The sequence below is a fragment of the Nostoc favosum CHAB5714 genome (assembly GCF_020829495.1).
In the GTDB taxonomy this organism is placed as follows: domain Bacteria; phylum Cyanobacteriota; class Cyanobacteriia; order Cyanobacteriales; family Nostocaceae; genus Nostoc; species Nostoc favosum.
In genome coordinates, this window is the sequence record NZ_JAIVFQ010000012.1 from 100148 (window position 1) to 119843 (window position 19696).

General features: G+C 38.7%; 16 protein-coding genes. 7 read left to right on the top strand and 9 right to left on the bottom strand.

The window, feature by feature from the left end; genetic code table 11:
• Positions 1–181: 181 nt before the first annotated feature.
• Genes LC586_RS11375 through LC586_RS11385 form a run of 3 tightly spaced genes read left to right on the top strand, consistent with a single transcriptional unit; the run spans position 182 to position 2622 of the window.
• Positions 182–1114 (top strand): P-loop NTPase family protein, encoded by a 933-nt coding sequence (locus tag LC586_RS11375; RefSeq protein WP_229484644.1) that lies wholly within the window; start codon positions 182–184, stop codon positions 1112–1114.
• Positions 1115–1137: 23 nt separating this feature from the next.
• Positions 1138–1944: a hypothetical protein gene (locus LC586_RS11380; RefSeq protein ID WP_229484645.1), complete on the top strand. Its 807-nt coding sequence runs from the start codon at positions 1138–1140 to the stop codon at positions 1942–1944.
• A gap of 57 nt (positions 1945–2001) precedes the next feature.
• Complete coding sequence (locus LC586_RS11385; RefSeq protein WP_229484646.1) at positions 2002–2622, top strand: DUF6753 family protein; 621 nt, start codon at positions 2002–2004, stop codon at positions 2620–2622.
• A 4-nt stretch (positions 2623–2626) separates the two neighbouring features.
• Here LC586_RS11385 and LC586_RS11390 read toward each other — a convergent pair whose 3' ends face one another.
• Positions 2627–3415 (bottom strand): response regulator, encoded by a 789-nt coding sequence (locus LC586_RS11390; protein WP_229484647.1) that lies wholly within the window; start codon positions 3413–3415, stop codon positions 2627–2629.
• 263 nt (positions 3416–3678) lie between these two features.
• Between LC586_RS11390 and LC586_RS11395 the strand changes: the two genes are divergently transcribed.
• A complete protein-coding gene (locus tag LC586_RS11395) occupies positions 3679–3924 on the top strand; it encodes a hypothetical protein (protein WP_229484648.1) in 246 nt (81 codons plus the stop codon).
• Here LC586_RS11395 and LC586_RS11400 read toward each other — a convergent pair.
• Entirely contained in the window at positions 3921–4700 is a 780-nt protein-coding gene (locus LC586_RS11400) for a hypothetical protein (RefSeq protein WP_229484649.1), read from the bottom strand. The genes LC586_RS11395 and LC586_RS11400 overlap by 4 nt on opposite strands.
• Positions 4701–4707: 7 nt before the next feature.
• Complete coding sequence (locus LC586_RS11405) at positions 4708–12462, bottom strand: hypothetical protein (RefSeq protein ID WP_229484650.1); 7755 nt, start codon at positions 12460–12462, stop codon at positions 4708–4710.
• A gap of 393 nt (positions 12463–12855) precedes the next feature.
• Here LC586_RS11405 and LC586_RS11410 point away from each other — a divergent pair, with 393 nt between their 5' ends.
• On the top strand, positions 12856–13431 hold the full coding sequence (locus LC586_RS11410; protein WP_229484651.1) for a class I SAM-dependent methyltransferase: 576 nt from the start codon (positions 12856–12858) through the stop codon (positions 13429–13431).
• Positions 13432–13571: 140 nt separating this feature from the next.
• Here LC586_RS11410 and LC586_RS11415 read toward each other — a convergent pair whose 3' ends face one another.
• From LC586_RS11415 to LC586_RS11425, 3 genes are read right to left on the bottom strand one after another with little or no spacing between them, the layout of a single operon-like run.
• Positions 13572–13853: a hypothetical protein gene (locus LC586_RS11415; RefSeq protein ID WP_229484652.1), complete on the bottom strand. Its 282-nt coding sequence runs from the start codon at positions 13851–13853 to the stop codon at positions 13572–13574.
• Positions 13822–13968, bottom strand: coding sequence for a hypothetical protein (locus LC586_RS11420; RefSeq protein ID WP_229484653.1), 147 nt, complete (start codon positions 13966–13968; stop codon positions 13822–13824). The genes LC586_RS11415 and LC586_RS11420 overlap by 32 nt, the downstream gene beginning before the upstream one ends.
• 14 nt (positions 13969–13982) lie before the next feature.
• A complete protein-coding gene (locus tag LC586_RS11425; protein WP_229484654.1) occupies positions 13983–14603 on the bottom strand; it encodes a hypothetical protein in 621 nt (206 codons plus the stop codon).
• 6 nt (positions 14604–14609) lie between these two features.
• On the opposite strand from LC586_RS11425, the gene LC586_RS11430 reads away from it, so the two are divergent.
• On the top strand, positions 14610–15062 hold the full coding sequence (locus LC586_RS11430; RefSeq protein WP_229484655.1) for a hypothetical protein: 453 nt from the start codon (positions 14610–14612) through the stop codon (positions 15060–15062).
• 286 nt (positions 15063–15348) lie between these two features.
• On the opposite strand, the gene LC586_RS11435 is transcribed toward LC586_RS11430, so the two are convergent.
• The 3 genes from LC586_RS11435 to LC586_RS11445 form a co-directional block, all read right to left on the bottom strand.
• Positions 15349–16026: a hypothetical protein gene (locus LC586_RS11435; RefSeq protein ID WP_229484656.1), complete on the bottom strand. Its 678-nt coding sequence runs from the start codon at positions 16024–16026 to the stop codon at positions 15349–15351.
• Positions 16027–16267: 241 nt separating this feature from the next.
• The gene (locus LC586_RS11440; RefSeq protein ID WP_229484657.1) at positions 16268–17776 is read right to left on the bottom strand and encodes a relaxase/mobilization nuclease domain-containing protein; all 1509 of its coding nucleotides are present in this window, start codon (positions 17774–17776) and stop codon (positions 16268–16270) included.
• A 41-nt stretch (positions 17777–17817) separates the two neighbouring features.
• Positions 17818–18204, bottom strand: coding sequence for a plasmid mobilization protein (locus tag LC586_RS11445; RefSeq protein WP_229484658.1), 387 nt, complete (start codon positions 18202–18204; stop codon positions 17818–17820).
• A 912-nt stretch (positions 18205–19116) separates the two neighbouring features.
• Between LC586_RS11445 and LC586_RS11450 the strand changes: the two genes are divergently transcribed.
• Positions 19117–19695, top strand: coding sequence for a hypothetical protein (locus tag LC586_RS11450; protein WP_229484659.1), 579 nt, complete (start codon positions 19117–19119; stop codon positions 19693–19695).
• Position 19696 lies beyond the last annotated feature (1 nt).

The window sequence follows — 19696 nt, forward strand, 5'->3', positions numbered from 1 at the left end:
GATGGAGGGAACAGTCATTTTAAGTGGTTTGCTGGAACCTGTATAATCAACTATTTTTATCGTTAAATGTTACTTTTATCAAATAGTTGCCACTTCTTATAAATGAATTCTTTTCTTCAATATAAGGTTTAAAAATTTCGATTTACATCAACAAAGTGTATTTGCTTTGTAGAGGATTATTATGTCTAAAAATAGAACCAATAAGGGTGAAAAACTCATGTTTAATGATAATACAACCAATAGTAATATTTTGCTAAACACTGATAATAAACCTCAAAAGCGGTTAATAATTGTTACAGGTGATAAAGGTGGCGTGGGAAAAAGCACCTTTGCACGAGCGCTATTTCAACTGTACATTAATAAAAATTTACCCTGTGTTACTTATGAAGCTGACTTAAGAAATCCTCAGTTAGAAAGATATTTCAAAAAAGACTACCGACCGATAATACGTTACATTGATATTTTCCATAGAGGTGGTGCTGACGATTTATTAATAAATTTAGATGAGAGTGATTGTCCTATTACGCTATTAGACTTACCAGCACAATCGGGAGGTTTCTTTGAAAGTTATGTCAAAGAGCTTTCATTTTTTGAAGTGCTTAAAACCGATATTAATTGTCAAGTTACGATGGTTTCAGTGATTAGTAGGGTTCTTGATTCCATAAATGTTCTAGAAAAACTGCGTGAACTTTGTAAAGATCAAGTAGATTATATTGTCGTCAAGAACTTATTTCATGGTGAAGAAGAAAAATTTGAGCGTTATAATGATGCTTTTCTGCGTCAAAATATGCTTGCAGAAGGTCTGGTAGAACTTGTGATGCCAGATTTATTCTATAAATCCTACGACTTTATTGACCGCCATGCTCTGACATTTAATGAAGGTCAGACTCATAAAGGAACAAATATTGTGATTAAGTCGAGAATTAAATCTTGGCTTGCTGAGTTTGAAGCGCAAATTAACCCAGCATTTAATTTATTTGGCTTTGATATACAACCAGATGATTGTTACTATGCAGCAGTTGTTGAAAAGTCTAAGGAGCTTAGAGAAAATGAAGAAAAAGAAAAAGCTAAAAATCAAGATTCAAATTTACAATCTGAAAATATAGCTGCTTAATTTAGTAGTTTGCTTAGTTTATTATGTTTAGAAAGCGTTTTGTAATTACATCAGGTGATGCCCGTGTTGGTAAGTCCACAGCTTCTAGGCTCTTGCTAGAGTTGTACTTGAAAAATAAACTCAATGTGCGTGTTTTCTACCACGGGCATCGTAATAAACTATCGATGTATCAAACACAACGCTTTGAGATAAACCATTTGGGATTCTCTAGGGGTGATTCTGATAGGTTATTACTCGACTTAGAAATGTTTCCGAAAATTGAAGTTATTTTGACTGATATGCCAGGTCAAAACCTCCGAGAATTTAAGTTTTTTGATAAAGATGTTTCACTGATAGAAAATCTGAACTGTCTAGGATATCGTGTTACTTTCTTGCACCCGATATCATACCGTAAAGACTGTGTTGAAGATTATCTTCAGGATTTATACCAGCATTTTGGTAGTCAGGTTGACTATGTTGTTATCAAAAATCATTACTTTGGCAAGCAATTTCGATACTATGAGGGTAGTGAATTCCAAGCTGATATTAAAAAATTAAACGGCTTGGAACTAGTTTTAGGTGGATTGCATAATGACTTTTACCAGTTGCTTGAGGATACTAGTTTACCTTATACTCAACTGATTGAAACTAACTCTCCTCTTAATACTATTCAGCGTTCGATAGTATTCAACTGGATGGAGAATTTTCATAACTCTATTGTTTCTAATGAAATAGCTTCTAATTATCTAGGGTTGAGTATGAACTGTGCAGAATTAGCTTCTGTAGGTGCAAATAAACAAAGTCCTTCCAATCTTGATGTAACTGAAGATGTTGAATCTGAGAAATGGTAATTATTTGCTTTACCAAATTGAAAGTGAGACTTTAAATTGACTGTTTAAAAACAACCTATGACTAATATTGCAAAAGTTGTTGAAAAAGTTGTTGCAGAATATTCTGAAGAAAAAAAAGCAGAGGTTACTGATTGGATACTGAAATTGGGTATTCGGCCTGATGATCCCTTGTTTAACCTATATGCGGAACTGGGTACAACTCAGTTTGCGTTGCAGCAGCTACCAGGTAGGCTTGACTCGCTCGTGGTGGGTTGGACTGACATGGTAGACGATAAGCTTAATAGTGCTTCTAAAGTGGCAATACAACAACAAAAGAGTGCGATCGCAGAAGCGGCGAAGGATCTGGTTAAGATGACTAAGCAAGCTGGCGGGGCTTTGCCTCACTTGGATGTAAGTAATTGGCGATTGGCACAAGTGGCGGGGGTATTAGGTTTTGTACTGGCTTTAGGGACTGCAATTGGTGTTTTTACACACAATACTATTGCTGGAAGTGTAACTTTTCAGCAGGCGGCTTCTGGATCTGCCATCTTACAACCCGAAGATAAAAAGCTTCTGGATTGGGCTAAATCCAATGAAGGTAAGGTAGCGCGTAGTATTTATGTTAAAAACGCCGCCATCATTAAAACTTGCCGCCAGCAGAAGAAATATTCAGGTGGCTGCATAATTGCAGTTGATTAATTTTCTAAGCAACCCAGCCTTTATATCCCTTATTACTCGTTTTAGCTGTATCTTTTTGACTTTTTTGGTTGGTTTTGACTCTTGTGTGGGTTTCTTGAGTAACTTCTTCTTCGATTTTCATGTCTGTAAAGCTGAGGATTCCCAGGCGGATTGCTTCGCGGATAGCGTTTAACCTATCTTTGACTCCTAGTTTGATAAATGAATTATGTAGATATGACCTTACTGTACCTTCTGAAACATACATTACATTGGCAATTTCATTATTTTTCATGCCTCCGGCAGCTAATTGAAGAACTGTGATTTCTTTATTAGAGAAATCACTTAACAAATCTAATGTGTTTCTATCGGGTGTGTCATTTGACCTGAGACTATCAATCAGAATACGATTAATAGTTGGGTCAATCCATGATTCGTTATTGTACGCAGCCATTACTGCTTCAACGAATCTTTCTCCTACTTCTTCTCTAAGGCTATTTTTACAGTAGTAGCAGTCTGCGCCATTACTAATTGCCGCGTTAATGGTATCTCGGCTGCTATTTGCAGTCATAACCACAATTCTAATTGATGCGTGCTTGGATTTAATTGTGCTTATTACATCAATGCCATCGATATCAGGTAAATCAATATTTATAATTACGATATCTGGCTTTTCTTTGTCAACAATTTCTATTCCTTGTTTTCCGTATTTGGCAACGCCGCAGACTTGGATTGTACCAGTTTCAGATAATATTGTTGCCGCGCCAATCCTAGATATGTTCTCATTTTCAATGATGACAACATTAATAGGTTTCATATTATATGCTTTTTTGGTTTGGTATTGGTATTGTCCCTGATAATAATACTTATAACACTTACCTTTTTTAGATTTCTTAATCTTTACAATTACTATAAATTAATTAGCTTATTTAAAGTTTTTACTATTATTCGTAAAAACTTTACAAAGTGATTGGGTAGTTTGTGTAGTTTTCATTAAGCAATATATTGACTAGATGATTTTATTTATCACTACTGGTTTTAATAGTTATCAGCGAATTATGGAGGAATAGATAATTTTTTATGAAAGGCGATAAACTTTTAGCATGGATAGAAAAGATTGTTGTTTGGTCTTTAATGGGGATGCTATGTTTGGTCGGGTTAGGCAGATTGCCTGTTAACCCGACGAGTTTGTTTGACTTTACTGCGTCTTTTTACTATTTTGCTGTTGCGGTTGTTATTTGTCCCAAGACTCCACTGAGTTTTAATAAAAAGCTGATTTTTGGATTTATAGCTTTTATGTATGGCGTGTGGTTTGGGTTGATTTAATCTAGCTCTTTAGCAGAATCCTGGTTTTTGAATTGTTTTTGACTCTGTTCGCGGCGTGCTTGTTGCTCATTGAACAGAGTCTTGAAACGTTCAAATTCCTCTTTGGTGAGATTATTAATGGTGATAGAGTACTCTTCTGAGTTATTGTCATGAGATGCCAAGAGTGCTTCTCGACTTTGTTTAGAATCAGGCAAATTTCTATCAAGGCTAAGAGTTTGTGAATCTTCTTCTAATTTTAGACTTGCAGTATATTCTTCACTTTTATAAATAATACTTTGTGTTTCTTTATCTGATTTTCCAAATATATCTAAACGGTTTAAAATTACAGGAATAACAAACTGTCTAATTTGGGAATCGGCGGTAAGAGATTGTACTCTATCTTCTGGACTCTCTTCTACTGGGTTGCTATTATTGTCGTCATTTTTATTTGTGGTTTTTTTTATAACCTCTGATTCAATTGTCTTTCCTGTGGACTGGCTTGCTTCGGCTTGTGAAGATGACTCTTGATTAACTTGATTAACTTGATTAACAAAAGTGATAGGTTTAATTTCTGTAGAGTTTACTTTTGCTTCACCTTGCACTATTTCACTGACTCTGTTAATTTCCGAATTCAACCTTAGCACAGCCTCTTTTCGTTCCTCAGCAGTTGGAGGTTTTTTTGCACATTCTTCAAATTTCTCATTAGGTATATTAAGCTGTTTGATCAATTCTCTGAGGAGACTGGCTTGCATCGCTGGAGTTAAACCTTCTACTGGAAGTTCGATTAGTTCTTTCATACTAAAATTACCTCTCAACTAAATCTTCTTTGACATCTTTGAGCGCATTATTAATGCGTAAATTCATGAGTTGAAAATCCTGTAATGTTTCATCACTGATGTTACTTACTTGGGTTTTTCCTTCTTTGATATATAATAAGATGTTGTCATTTTTATCTTTAACTAAGTAAATTTTGTCTTGGGCTTTTGTAGCAATTTGGTATTTTTCTGTTTGTACTGACATAATGCCATTGATATCTTCCTGTCCAATTATTTTAACTAAACTTTGGGCAAGACTGGTCATTTCATTAATTTTTTCTAGCTCCTTAATATCTCGCTCCATTGCCTTAAAAGCGTTCTCAAGACTGATATTTTCTTTGATATATAAATCAGTTACTTCATGAATTCTATTGAGATATGTTTCTGATTTACCGAGTTTTTCAGATGCTACATACCAGTCTTGAAGATTTTGCACTGTATTAGCTTTCATCCGCTCGATAATGTTATCCATTGCTCCAACCTGCTGTATTCTGGGTTGAGAAGGTGATGCAAGTGCTTGGTCAATATTTGGTTGTTGACTTTGTTGTGGAGAGAAAATGCTCTTGTCATTAGCAATAAACGAGTTATGTGATACTTGTGTATTGGAAGAAATAGTGTTGGTAATAATTTTGGTATTTTCTACATAATTAAATACAGCGTATCCTTGGGAAGTTTGTTCTACCTTGTACCCTTTTTCTTGAAGATAATGTTGAACTAATTGGTCACTTCCTTGTGCATTTCCGACTATGAAAGAGCTTTTCGCTTCTATTGCCTTATTAAGTAACGGTTTGTAGTGATTTTCAAATGTTTGAGCAATTTGCTCGTTTGTCACTCTGCGCCACGGGCCAGACCCGGATACCATAATGATGTCGTCTTTCGAGTAATTTCCTGTGTTGGCGCGTTCTCCCCATGCTTGCTCGTAATTCCGAGTGCTTGAAGGTGTATTGGGGGGTGCAGCTGGTTTACCGATAAACTGGGTAGCTATTTGTGCCATCGCAATATCTTTTTTCATGTGTTCAGCGACGGCGGCGTTTATGGGTTCGAGTTGCGAGAGTGGATTTGTGGGCCGCACAGCAGTTTGTTGGGACTTGTCCTGCTGGGTTTGTACTGTAGTTTGTTGTGATTTTGTAACTACATATATATACGCTTCGCTAAGGGCTTGAATAAATGCCGATTCTTTACCCTTACCCTCCCACTGTTGATCCTGGGCATTAGTAATGCTTTTACAGTTCTCTAACCAATTGATTCCCCCGCGTTTGGCGATCGCCTCACTTAGCCGGGGGTGTTGTTCGAGTTTAGCCTGAAGCACTTCTACCATTAACTTGTATTCATCAGCTGATGGATACAACTGCTTTTGATGGTTAAATGCTTGTTCGGCGGATGCGTATGCCACCCCTTCAGGTTTTCGGACATGGGTTTCTACACCATATCGTCCGGCGGGGGCTTCTGGATTATTATTGACTGAAACTTGGTAATCGTTTTGTAGCTTGCCTTTTTCTTTTGCGAGTGCAGTGGCAAGACTGAGTGCTACTCCAAGCCCATCTTTGGATTCGGGGCTAATATTTACTGGAGTTGCAGGTTGTTTTTGAATGGTTGGGAACGGAACAATTTTGCCATTGACATAATCCCCTAGCGGCTCCATGAATAAGCCATATACGTGACTCTTACTTGCCTGGGTTTGGGTAAGTTCTTTCGGTGAATGCTTTTCCCATTTCGCCCAGGCTTGCTGGTAACTTGGATCTCGAATCATTTCGGGAGTAATTTTGTACTGCTTACCCACCCGGAAAGCAACTTGCTCGCCGTTTTTACCTTGGGCGATCGCAATATCTCCCTCTTTGACACCATAAGTTTTTTGGTAGTCTACACCTCTGGTAGTGTGTATCCTACCGTGTCCGCGCATGGCATCGATGGTTGTATTGACTGGTACTTTGGAAGGTTCGCCGTGCAGATGCAGCGAATAAACCATTGGTACTGGTTTTCCAGATATAGTCGGGTTGTCTGGAATCTGAGGGTTAGCAGCGCGTGCCGCAGTGGAATTCCCAATGGCGATAATTTCTTCTACAGTTGGTTGGTTTGAAGAGTGTGAGGGAGTATTTTGAGTGACTTCTCTGAGGCTTGTATAGCTACGTTCTACTTTAATTTCTCCCCCAGGTGTCCACTCGTTAGTTTTGATGGTAAGGTCGCTGTTGCTTTGGACTATCGCACGAGGAGGTTGGTTTGAGGCGAGGAAGTTTTCAAATTTTTGGCGAACGCTGTTTTCTCTGCCCCAGTCATTTTTAATTGACCAGATGTTGATAGACCATCTGCCTGCTTCAGTATTGAGGGCAGCGTGTTCATTCTTGCAGTTAAAGCGGGTTACAGTACCCGACTCAAGTTTAAACTCTTGGTATGGTGCGTCCTGATTCTCTTCCCTAGTCCATGCCATTCGTTCCTTAGCAGCGCGATATCCCCAATCAGAATTTCCGATATTAATGCTGCGGGCTTCCGTTGCGGCATAGGAGTCATCGCGGTGGTAGTTGATGCCAGCGCCGGGGTTCTCGGAGTAAGTGACCAGCACAATATCAGCGTCAGGATATACTTGTTTGACAAGTTCCATTAACTTGTTGTCCTGTACCCCTGGCTTGAAGTCTTTATCCTTCAAATCCCATTTTGCACCGACCCATGCGACTTGTCTTAGCAGTGCGTAGTTGGATTTATCGTTTTGAAGTATAGGTTTGAGGTGGGTTTCAAGGTGCGATCGCAATTGTTCTACTTTTTCCTCGCTTACCTTACCCAATATTTCGATAGCTTTGGTTTGATCAGCTTGGCGCGAGTTTGGTAGTAATATTGCTTGGTTATCAGCTTCTAATTTTGTGTTTGTTGATACTTGTATATCAACTGCGTTTTTGTAAACTTGTGAAATACCTGCAACTGTAGCGTTAGTATTTGATTGAATGTTAGTTATATTATTTTCTGGTACAGCTTTTGCAGGAATAATTGGTACTGGAGAATCTTCTTGATTAAGCTCTCTGGGACGGTTAGGTAGTGCTTGTAGAGCTTTTTTGTACTCACTATTTTCTGGAATTTGGTTTAATTCTAAACGACTACCTTCAGTTGCAACTTTTTGATTTAACTCTGCACTAAGTTGTTCGTAACGGTCAAATCCCTCAACTTCACCGATATTAATCGGTTCTCCAAGTAAACTATTTAATTCTTTGTTTATTTCTTCGAGAATTTCATTTTTATTAAAAATAAATGTAGCTATGTGACTCTCAATAAAATAATGTTTTTCAGTAGATTTTGATTCTAGCCAAGTGGCTACAGCGATCGCATCTTGTGCGGGAACAACTAATCCGAGAGCTTCTTTAGCTTCTACCTGCGATCCATCTGGAGAACTATATTGTTGGTTTGGGTTATAAAAATATACAGTTTGTTCTGGAACGAATGGAGTGGGTTGTGATGATGTATTTGCATTCTTGATATTACCACCAGCACGGCCAATAAATGTTTGTTTTAATTCGCCACTCATGGTACTTTCATCGAGTATGAATACACTCATACCTTTTTTGGCTTCTAACCTAGCTTGTGATCCGGGAAGCTGTTCGTATGATACTCCTACTTTTTCTAGATACTTTTTGGTTTTGTCCGCTATATTTTCGTCAACTGTTAATCCTAAAATCCCTACTAATTTTTGTTCTTTATCTTGGAATATAATTGTAGGACGTTCATTAATTTTACCGACTATTTGGTTGCGTTTTTCTTGCTGTTCGTTTCTGACAGGTTTCTCATTACTGATAAGCTGACTGCGCTTAACCCATTTGTCGGGATACTGTACTGTTTCTGGATTAATAGTTATTTTACAGGTACTTTCATTACTGATAATCTGTACAGGGATACTAGTTCGTTGTTGGTTTAAGCGAATAATACCTGTATCAATTAGTTTTTGTACAGTGCTACTTTCTTTCCTTTGCCACTGTCTTTGTACATTCTCTCTATTTAACTCGGCTTCGAGGCGTTCAGTATGCTGACCAATAATGCCGAGTGATTGATCACCAATTTTAGCAATATATATGTGCTTTTTATCAAATGCTCTAACTAAAGTTTCTTTAAATGCTTGGTTGCTAATCTCCTGTTTTTTGTACTTTGGATTAGTAATATTGATTCGTAAAAAATTTCCCTTAGATGTCTCTGCTATTGCATAGGCATTTTGTCCGGTGATGATGGTTTGAATTTTAAGCTGTAACTGTTGCCCATTACCGGGTTTTTCTGCTAGCCAACCTTGAGCAATACCCTCTTTGATTGATTCCTTATCAATGTTGCCTAGTTTCTCAGGTTTATTACCATTTTGAAGATAAATACTATAGTCTTCACGAATAAGATCAACTTTTTCGATTGTTAACATTACAGGTTCATTATTGAACCTTTGGGAATTTCCAAACTTATTAACTTCACCTACTTTAAAGGTAAGTTCTGGAAGTCCGGGTACTTTGGTTGTAATAGAGGTGGTATATACTTCACCTTTTTCAACGCTAGCAATAGCAACACTACCAATTGGTAGTCGGGCGTTACTTTGTTCTATATTTCCAAATGTTTCGTAATTACCTTCCTGGTTCTGGAGTTCAATGATACTTTTTCCATCTTCAGCTAGATTAAATCGAATATTTTGAGGTTGGTTTTCATGAAATAATTCACTACTCCTGTCGAAGCCAGTGATACTAAAATCGTTAAATTTGAGTATGTCTAACTGACTGATAATCTCTTCAGGAAAGGCAGCAAAGGCGAAATTAGAAACTTTCTTTTGGTAATCGCTACCTTTATCATTAGTGCTTTCACGAGTAGTTGATACTGCCCAAGTAGCAGCCGCCATTGCTAGCTTTTGTCCTTCTGGAATTGAATTGTAAAATTCTTCTGCTATCTGGTAGGCTTTTTGGTAAAGAAGCTTAATTTGACCTTCGCTTAGTTCAGCTTGAAAGGCTATTTTGTTAGACTTTACTTCCTGTCCAAGTCTAATTCCTATCTCTTCGGATTTGTTTTCTTGCTCCTTAGCAAGTGTTCCTAATGCCCGAAACTTGGGTTTACCGTTCTCAGTCTCATCATTAATTTGGGCAGAAACTAAATATTTATGCGGACGGTTATTGTTGCGCTTGTCTCCAGATATTTCTGATAGCTTGATTGTAATTTTATTAGCTTTCCAGATAAGTTCATTATCATACTGTAAAAGGTTAGTTACACTTACTTGATTGCCGTTAGCAAGGGTAATATTTGCAGACGGCCCTTTTTCAGTTTCTTTTTGTCTAGATAGCTGACTCGCTCGATTAAAGGATTTGTCGAATTCTTTTTTGACAAGAGTAGTTCTTAATCGCTGTTCGTTAGAAAACTCGACACCTTTAAATAAAGCTTGAAATTGGGCGATTTCACGCGATTCGAGACGAGCTTTTTCAAAATACTGGTTGTTTTGAGCAATTAGTAATTCAACTGGAGAGTATCCCGTGGGTTGAATTGTATTGTCAATATAAACATCTTTTTTCTTATCCTTAATATAGTTAACTTCCCGGTGGAGAATCCGACTGTTGTTGCGGATAATTTCCATTTCGGGTTTTTTGGCACTTTTGAAGAGGTCAACTGCAATTTGGTTTTGAAATGCTGCCTCGGCAATCATTTCGCGGTATATCTTGATGTTAGTATTCATTGCCACCAGTGTATTGACCTGGTTTAGGGGTTCTTGCCGAACAGTTTTGATAAACTCTTCCATGTAACCGCGATACTTGGTCGGAACCTCCTTCCCTTCAATACCCTTGGATTTTGCCCAGGCTTCTGTTTTAAATAAATCTTCGTAGTGTTTGGCTACCTGCTGTACGTACTCAATTTGGTCTTTTTCACTACCAAAGTTTTTCAGGATAGTAATTTCTGACTCTAACGCCTCGATTGAGGTCAGGTGATTGTTGATAACACCGACACTGATGCCATCGCTCATGTGGATGGCGATTTCTTCAAATTCCGGCTGACTGCCATCTTCCTGGTAAAAAGATTGTTTTTTGAGTTTAACAGTTGGATCGTAAGCGTTTTCAGGCAGGTTGCGCTCCCTCGCCTCGGCAGTGAGGTTGGGATACTTGGTTGCCCGCTCAAAGCCAATACAATCACCATCGTAATCGCGTGCCTGACGCTCTTGTTCGGACTCTTGAGGAAAAATTTCTAATTCATAACCAGCTGATTTTAGTTCTAAAATATACTCATTAAATTTGTTAGTAAACTCGATTTTATCTTTAGTTTCGAGCTTACTGATATTTCGCTCTAAGTAATTTTCAATACCTTTTAATTGAAGATTTTTTCCTTGAGCTTCTGGCAGGATAGATTTAATTTGCTTATTGAGGCGGTTGTAAATGCGATCGCTTGTTTCGTCCGAGACAGCGATCGCACCTGCTAGAGGTTGACCATCAGGCCCAAGGATATCTTCTACAATTTTGTTAATTGAGACGCACAGACCATTTGAGTTGAGGAAAGGGGAGCGGAAGTTGAGAACTTCTTCCCCATCTTGATAGTGTGGAATGCAGATTTCCTCATTTTGCAGGTCTTTGCAGGGAATGACCATTGCTCGCTCAAAGGTGAGTGTCTTGCCGATGGCGATTTCTTTCCACTCGTTTTGAACGAACCGGGCGAATTCGCGCTGTACTTTCTCAGTTTCGAGAAGTTGATTCTCTCCTTGCAGGTCAGCTTTGATGAGTTTATAGATAAACGAGTCAGTAACTATGCGATCACGCAAAGTTTCTAATTCTTCTACTACTGTTGGATCTTCTGCTGCTTGTTCTTCTAGTGTGGTTGCTTGTTCTTCAAGAAAGGCTTTCCGCTTCTCGTACTTTTCGCAGTAAAGTTGTGCAAGTTGCCGAGGGTCATCCTGTGCTTCCTTAAGCTTTTTGGCTTCAAGTTCTAATTGTTCGGTAAAGTCTTTCAGTCCGTTAGGGAATGAAGCGAGTAACTGAGATATTGCCGTTTTACCAAGTTCAGACTGTGATTTTTCACCTAGCCAGATATTTTGCTTGTACAATCCAGGTTGAATTTGGGGCTTAGTTGGCCCATTAGGGTTGTCTTTATCAGTTCCCTTAAACGCGGATAAGGGAAGAATTAAATCAATTTTAGTTGAGTTATTGGGATCTGAATAATTGAGGATTTGGTCAAGGTTTGCAGGTCGTAAAGTACCTTTGCCAAAGCGGTATTTGTTATCGTCTCCGTCTTGGTCAGTCCAGCCGAAGCGGTGTTGAATTACTCGATATTTATCACCTTTTTGATGCTTGGTTAATTCGTGATATAAGTCTGTGGATATTTGCCCGTAACAGTCTCCTGTTAGCCGATACGCCTGGTCGTTACTAATAACGCCACCATTTTCACTATTACTGTCATCAACAATTAGAATATTTAACTCTTTATTAACGCTATTTTTACACGAACCAAGAAAAATAGACCCGTAAGCACCTCTATCTTTGTTATCTGGACATAATTGTCTAATTGTATGTAGATATTCTTCCGGCCCATATAATAACCGAGTTTTTGATGATAATAATAATTTATAACTTTCAGGATGATTAATCAATTGTTCCGCAGTAGACTTTTCGTCCATATGCCCGAACGAAAAGTTTACACTAGGAAAGAAATGTTCTACTAGGGTATTATTAAGTTCTTCCTTTAACAGCGAATCTGGATTATTTGTATTACCATCTGTATGAATCCACTGATTTAATCTAGTGTCAAAATGTTTAGCTTGAATTGTCATATATTAACAATTAAACTTATAAAATTAGATATAAATTTTTACTTTTTGGCACTAAAATACCCTTAGAGTTTGATTTTACTTTCTCTATATCGGTAATCTATTCAACAAATTTCTAATTTCTGCTGGTAATTTAGACGTAATTTAAAATACTCTAGTATAGAGTTTTTACTTAATTTACTGCTAATAAAGGGTTATTCTGCGTAATGTCATAAGTTAAGTCTGAAAAAAATATACCAAGTTTTCGATTATTTGTTGCTTAGTGCTAAATCAGTAGTAACTTTTGTGATGTTTGCGATTATGTTGTGTTTGTAGTTTTAGCCAGAATGACAATGTGTTAAAAACTCAATACCAGATAGCATAGAGGCATCACAGTAGGGAGGCGATAAACAACTGATGAGCATTGTAGACAGTATATTCATGCAGATGTTCGGTCGCCCGAAGGATGTGCTAGGCAGGTTTGGTGGCATCATCATGGCACGCATGAATCAAGCGTTCACCTATTCAGTCATCGACTTGCTCGAAATTCAGTCGAACGACAAAGTGCTGGAAGTTGGATTCGGCTCTGGAGTGGGCATTCAGCGTCTGACCAAGTTGGCATCAGCAGGATATATTGCAGGCATCGATTACTCTCAAGAAATGGTCGAGCAAGCTACAGCTCGGAACATAGCAGAGATTGAGGCTGGTTTGGTTGATTTGCGGCAAGGGTCGGTGGAAAGTTTACCCTTTGAAGACAACACATTCAATAAAGCGCTGGCAGTTAACTCCATGCAAGTTTGGCCAGATGCTGTAGTTGGGCTGCGGGAAGTGCGGCGAGTTATGAAGGTTGGTGGCAGAATAGCGCTTGGTTTTACTTTTTATTCAGGGCAGCCGAGTACCGGATTGACTCAAATACTTACGACTGCTGGCTTTACTCAAGCGCGTCTTGTGCAGACAGATCGAGATTTTTGTGCATTGGCGATCGCACCATAACCAATGCCATCTAACGAATACTTGTATGGTAAGCCAAAATTTTAGAGTTGTCTTTCCCTTGTTCTAGCTATTATGGGCTATATTTGGGCTTGATTTTTGTTTAAGTCCCGCTAATTATTAAAAGTGAAAATTTTTAGTTTTCAAATACAAATTAATTCCTCAATCAAATCTGCTGCCCGCTCTCCATATTTTTGCTGAATAGCATCCCTATATGGTAAGCTATCTTCATTTAAAAAGTCGCGGATAAATAGAGAAAAGTTAAATCCTCTCTTCGAGTCAACGTATTCTGCTAGTTCAATATTAAACAACGTTTTAAATTCATCTTCTCTTTGTTTGAGTGCTGAATATTTAGTTAAATTGTTTGCTTGGAAGATTGGCTCAACCGCTTGATTAAACAGTTTTTCCATTAGTACGTCTTTCATATTTCCCTCTATATTTCTGCTCTAAATTTTGCTTTAAGAATAATGTGTTTCCTATTAAACCGTCAAGAACTATTCCTGCAAACTCATGGATTCTTTCAATGGGTTTTTTGGACATGGTTTTTACCTCATTCAACTGTTGTTAATATTACGCGGATACCATCTACATGGAGGATACCAACCACAAGTGATCGCCTCTTTATATTCTGACAAAGTATGATTAAAGTCTACTTCTAGAAATACCTTACTAGTATCAAGATCATGTTTAAAGCGGTAAGGTAAAAATACAGGTACATACCATCCTAATTCTCTGAGTCTTCGAGAATCATAGTTAACTTCTAGTTTGTCACATTCTCGAAGTCGCCAATACTTATAAGGGATTGTTTCAGCTTCAGCAAAGCCGAAAGCTCTTGCTTCTTCATGGATGTCAAGGCTAAAGCCATACTCATCTTTACCAATAGTTAAACATGAATCTTTGTAACTATAACAAATGTCAATTGCAGTACCATATCCTGCTTTTTTTGCCTCAGTTGGTATCCATGCAAGAACCTCTAGTGTAGGTACTTTATATAACTGATCCATCTCTGGAAGCCACATTTGGCAAGGAAGAAAGCACCATCTGTTTTGACTGTGTAAAGCATTGTGTTTACAAGATTTATAATTAGGACACTTCTCTGGAGGTTTGCCCGTTACTATTTCACAGTCTAGAAATAACCAGCAACCAACCTCAGTATTTTTACGTTTTTTACCCATAGTTTGATGCGTGAAATAACACCAGATCATTATAAAGAATGTCCACTTGGATTAGGTTGTTCAGATTTCAATGAGCAAAATGAATATGGTGTACAACTCTGGCAAAAATGCCCAAATTCTAATTATTGTAAAGGTGTTTGTGAGGCATGGGACATACCAATAGAAATTTATAATGATAGAACGGTTGTTAATTTATATCTACCACACAATTATGATGAAATAACATTTGCTAAGGAAATGAAAAAATATGGTTGGGCAGAAGCAGAAAGACTACCATTGCATAGAGGTGAGCATTTCGATTTCTACACAATTAATAATGAACTATTAGTAATTGAAAATAAGTTTAAATACGGTTTCGCTATAGCAGTTGATATTCGTCGAAAAAAGTATATTCAAAAATGCGTAGTTGATAAGCACGGTCTATGGTGGTGTACGAATGGTAGACCACCAAAGATTTAAAAATAAAGTGATAGCCTGACTCAAGAGGTAATTAAAAATATCTAATGTATGTTACACCCTGTCTAGAACTAAACTGTTTAGTTTGTACTTCATGACAGCTAACAGGTCTTCGCCGGAACTAGCCTTTGTTCTAGCTATTATTTTATTTAAACTAACTAGAACAAAGTTGCCTCATTAACTGAAGTTGCGTGCTTATGCAAGACTACGATTAAAAAACGATGGTTTGGTATTGATAACGTAATTTTGTAGTAGTAATGAAGTGAATTTTCCCCTTTTACTGGTTTTATTAGGCGATGGGTATAATTTCATCGATGTTGAAAACTTCAACTGTAGCATTTGGACTGTTCATATCTGTGGTTTGTTCGAGTAGGCGTGTTGCTTCCTCAAGCAATGCACTTGCGTTGTGAAGCAGTGTTCGCACTTGGGTTAACTTGTTCCGCCGTTCGATACCAAGTTGTGCTTCTATATACCGCGCGTCATGCTGATGGCTGAGATGAATTACCCGTACTTCTTGTTCTTTCTCTGAAGGTGCAAACATTGCATTTTCGGCGGTTAGTTTGTAGTACGAGTACGTACCACTCGGCCGTTTGACATTGTAGATGTGGAGTTCGCAACCAGGTGGCGCGATGTACTGTCCGTCGAAGTTGGTAAATCTAGTACGAATATTATCTAATGTGGTGGCGATCGCCTCGATGGCGGGGATAACACCTAACGATTCTGGTGATTGCGGGCAACCGCGCCTCATCAGCATCATGATAGCGGCAGAACGACGGGTCAGGCGAATTTGTTCTTGATACTGGCGCATTTGTTCTTCCCGAATACGAACAAGTTCGAGTTCTTCATCGGGGCTTAGTTGAACCGCACTCCCACAAGTTTTGTAATTCAAACAGTTGGCAGGGTCTATGCTTGGGTATTGCATCATACTGGCACAGTCAAATCCAAGTCCGCATTTTTTCTTGGGCATAGGTTACATCCTTTAATTCTAGTTACTTTTATAATTTAATATAGCTAGAACAAAGTAGAGTTATTTCCTATGGGATTATGGGCGAGATAAACAATATTAGGATTTTTGCACCTGAGCAAGACATCGTTTCTACGAAGTGTTCAAATTTGAACACTTCGTAGAAACGATAGTAATTTCCAACGGCTTTTTACCCACACTCAGAGAGGCACTGTGGATTAAGTTTTCTCTACCAACAGATTTACTATTGCTCAATACCTCTTTGCGATCGCGATTTATTCATTAACGCTTGTTGGGTAAAGACACGCAAGCTTTCAATCTGTTCGATTTCGTTTGTTGTTATTCGAGTTGGTATCTCTTCGTACCAGTTTCCCTGACTATAGCAGGTTTGCATCACAGGAGTATTATCCCCATGACGGTAAACAGTCAGAATATTGCCATCTAAACTGGCACTCAATTCCCGTCCCTTGATACGGGAATTATTGGTGACAAGCATATAGTCAGTAATTGTAGAAGACAGATGTTTGAGAGTAGAAGACAGAAGGTTAGGAAAAGGGGGAGTAGGGGAAGATTGCTCTTGCAGGATTTGTTGAGCAGTGGATAGACGGTTTTCTTCTGAAATATCTTGTTGTGGGTGCTGTTCCTTCAGATGCGGCTGTACTTTTTTCTTAACCTTATTTGCTTCCGACGTGGATTTATCTTCTAATTTTGGTTGTATTGTCGAAATTTGATCTGGATAATTACTATTTAGTACTTTTGTGCTAGTAAATATTTTGGAGTTACTATCGGTATCGCCATTACCATCACTTGTACTGCTGCTAGTAGCTTTATCAGTATAAACTGACTCATTATTACTTATGCCATTAGTATTTATGCGGTTAATTGCTCTGACTTTAGCTTGTTGAATTACTTCCTTATCTTTCTCTTGGTCGTATGTTATTCCGTATTCAGACAGCAGTTTGTTCCAACTATAGGGTTTGTATACTTGATAACCAGCGATTTTCACATCATTATGGATGTAGGTAAAACCTAGTAGTTCCTCCCCCCGCATCTTAGGCAATACCCCAATGTTGTTTCCCTCCAAGCGTTGGATGAACGTGGAGACAGTGGGACTATCCTTGATGGCTTCCCCTATTGCTTGGCGAATAATTTCCTTACTTGTTGGGGTTTTGTGCTTACTGTTGACTGCTCTAATACTTTTCGAGCGGTTGGGGCTGGTGAGTGCAGTTATGCCATACTCTTGCTGTAACTTAGAGGCGACGGCTTCATTCGTTGTCGGTGTCACTTCTAACCCTAGTTCCGCCGCGATGCGTCTAGTTGAGACTTGGGAGTTGAAATAATCATAGGAATCATTAACTAAGCTGCCATCTAACCGAATTCGGGAGGCAATTATGTGCAGGTGTTCGTGGTCGCGATCGTGGTGGCGTACTGCAACGAACTGACTCGTAGCTGCTACTGATGATTCTTCCTTGGGTAAGTATCCCATATCTTTGAGATATTCCCTTGCTACATAACTGTACTGGCTGTCCGACAAATGCTCGTGGTAGTTAGGGCGGTGTGCTATCGAGATAATGAGGTGGGCACACTGCCGTTTAACTGCTTTTTTGGTGTATTTGGTACTGAGGAACTGCTGGTTAAATTCATCTGGCTTTGTTCCCATCATATTAGTATCGACAATCGCAGCATCATCTTTCCCCAAGACATACTTGAGCGTGTCGAGAAAATTCGGTTTTTTATAAATGACGGGAATCAAATTGAGGGAGTTTAAAGTGGATATATAGAACCTGTAATGCCTTATTTATCTTGGCTTGAGGGTGATTTGTCTGGAACGTCTAGGTTAAATGCAGCTGCGATAGTCTGATCTACGAGTGGGATCGCATTATTGACAGTATCCAAAATTTGCTGGTTGTTTGTTTCCTTCGCTAAGTGAGATAACATCATCAGTTCGCTTTTGAGGTTTCCAGCAGTAGCGCGGATAGTTATCAAGTCGGCAGATGGTTTTGCCGTTAGTACCCGCCTTAACCCACAGGAACGTAAATACTCAGATGCAGTTACCCCTGTGGCGATCGCTTTTTCCTCAATGGTAGTTTTCTCTTGCTCAAAGAGGTATACCTTGATGGATTTGGTTCGCTTTATGGAGTTACTTACCATACCTTGTTTCACTGCGGGACTGAGTGGCATAGTTAGAGACTGCACTGAGGGACTTGGGGATAACCGGAAATCTGACAACAGGTGCGGTATCAATTGCGGACAATATCGCTGCTATTTTTGGTATAAACTATACCGTATGTAGATGCCGCCAGTGAGAGTACTGTAACTTGTGATAAGGATATAAAGTAATATCTTATGGTTCGTCTTGTAACTGACACTGAAGCCCTAAACCTTATTGTTAATTCTGCAATTGCTGGGATGTAGTGATTGTATGGATTATATGGCTATGTCGCCAGCGTGCGAACCGACAGGTCGGCGCTTCTGGAGCAGACGCTCCGCGAACGCTATCGCGTAGCGGGTGCTATCCATCATCAGCATGGATTAAATTATACGTAATTACAATTATTTTTAGGTATTATTTTTTCAATCTGTTTATTTATCAGACACTATATGTAGTGTAAATGTCGAATTATATGCTACAAGACCAGGACGATTAGTATTAAATGTACTGTCAATTAATCTAGTTTATTGATAAAAATCTAGTGATAAAATGACCCCATTAGACATACCTTGTTTTAGTTACAGAAATGTACAGAGATAGCAATAGTCTGTTGTGGAGTGCAACTGTAGTAAATCAGATACAGAGCGGATCGTGGGGTTCTATCCTAAGTTGATTAACTTCGACGAATGCTGAAATAATTGGGTTAATTTGCCCTCAGAATACCTCAATTATGGGGATTGTTAGAGTTTATTTTTCAGTTAATTATTTATTTTGATTGACAAAAATCAAACCCAATTTCACTTAATTGGGGTAATTAGTGTGTCAATTGGGGTAGTTCGGAGTAAATACGGGGGTGAGTTCTTCCACCGTATGGTTAAAGTAAGAGTATTGACAAATAACTTACTGAGAAGCTTGATTTGCACGTTAATAGAAGAGAAGCTATGGCAAGAGCTAGTAAGCCAGCTGATTCGGTTGAGTTGGCGCGTATCATGCGGAATAAAGATATGGAGGACGGTATAGTAATTAGCTATCTCCAGTCGAAGAAGCGAGGGCAAACTGAATTAGTATGTGAGGCGCTGCGGGCGTATTACCTACCATTTGCGCTATCTGCTGCGGGGGTATCTGGTGTTGAATTGCAGTCAGCCCTTCATGATGCGATCGCGCAACTTGAAGTTCAGATCATTAAAATGAAACGGACGTTTGGGATGGAGGGGTTGCCCCAGATAGTTCTTGTTAATGCTCATAGTGGAGTTTTCTCGCAAGGTGCAACCGGGTTACAACCAACAGTTGGAACTAATGGCGTGGAAATAACTCCTATTTCAGCTAATTCGGTTCCCCCTTCCGTTTCTTTTTTTGATTCCACTGGGTCAAGTCATGTGTCGTTACCTGTTGCGACAGAACCAGTCGGATCAAATGTTTTGGGAGAAGATTCCGAAGATGATGGGTTCTTTAATAATGACGAGGATGACCTAATTGCTAAGGCAGAAATAGAAGTTGATGCAGGATTTCGTCTGGAGTGAG

What these genes read in the sequence shown, in the direction of transcription:
- LC586_RS11425 (WP_229484654.1), bottom strand. Translation starts at nt 14,603, where the DNA reads ATGGGTAAAAAACGTAAAAATACTGAGGTTGGTTGCTGGTTATTTCTA.
- LC586_RS11450 (WP_229484659.1), top strand. Translation starts at nt 19,117, where the DNA reads ATGGCAAGAGCTAGTAAGCCAGCTGATTCGGTTGAGTTGGCGCGTATC.
- LC586_RS11420 (WP_229484653.1), bottom strand. Translation starts at nt 13,968, where the DNA reads ATGTCCAAAAAACCCATTGAAAGAATCCATGAGTTTGCAGGAATAGTT.
- LC586_RS11430 (WP_229484655.1), top strand. Translation starts at nt 14,610, where the DNA reads ATGCGTGAAATAACACCAGATCATTATAAAGAATGTCCACTTGGATTA.
- LC586_RS11385 (WP_229484646.1), top strand. Translation starts at nt 2,002, where the DNA reads ATGACTAATATTGCAAAAGTTGTTGAAAAAGTTGTTGCAGAATATTCT.
- LC586_RS11445 (WP_229484658.1), bottom strand. Translation starts at nt 18,204, where the DNA reads ATGCCACTCAGTCCCGCAGTGAAACAAGGTATGGTAAGTAACTCCATA.
- LC586_RS11410 (WP_229484651.1), top strand. Translation starts at nt 12,856, where the DNA reads ATGAGCATTGTAGACAGTATATTCATGCAGATGTTCGGTCGCCCGAAG.
- LC586_RS11415 (WP_229484652.1), bottom strand. Translation starts at nt 13,853, where the DNA reads ATGAAAGACGTACTAATGGAAAAACTGTTTAATCAAGCGGTTGAGCCA.
- LC586_RS11390 (WP_229484647.1), bottom strand. Translation starts at nt 3,415, where the DNA reads ATGAAACCTATTAATGTTGTCATCATTGAAAATGAGAACATATCTAGG.
- LC586_RS11395 (WP_229484648.1), top strand. Translation starts at nt 3,679, where the DNA reads ATGAAAGGCGATAAACTTTTAGCATGGATAGAAAAGATTGTTGTTTGG.
- LC586_RS11400 (WP_229484649.1), bottom strand. Translation starts at nt 4,700, where the DNA reads ATGAAAGAACTAATCGAACTTCCAGTAGAAGGTTTAACTCCAGCGATG.
- LC586_RS11380 (WP_229484645.1), top strand. Translation starts at nt 1,138, where the DNA reads ATGTTTAGAAAGCGTTTTGTAATTACATCAGGTGATGCCCGTGTTGGT.
- LC586_RS11405 (WP_229484650.1), bottom strand. Translation starts at nt 12,462, where the DNA reads ATGACAATTCAAGCTAAACATTTTGACACTAGATTAAATCAGTGGATT.
- LC586_RS11375 (WP_229484644.1), top strand. Translation starts at nt 182, where the DNA reads ATGTCTAAAAATAGAACCAATAAGGGTGAAAAACTCATGTTTAATGAT.
- LC586_RS11435 (WP_229484656.1), bottom strand. Translation starts at nt 16,026, where the DNA reads ATGCCCAAGAAAAAATGCGGACTTGGATTTGACTGTGCCAGTATGATG.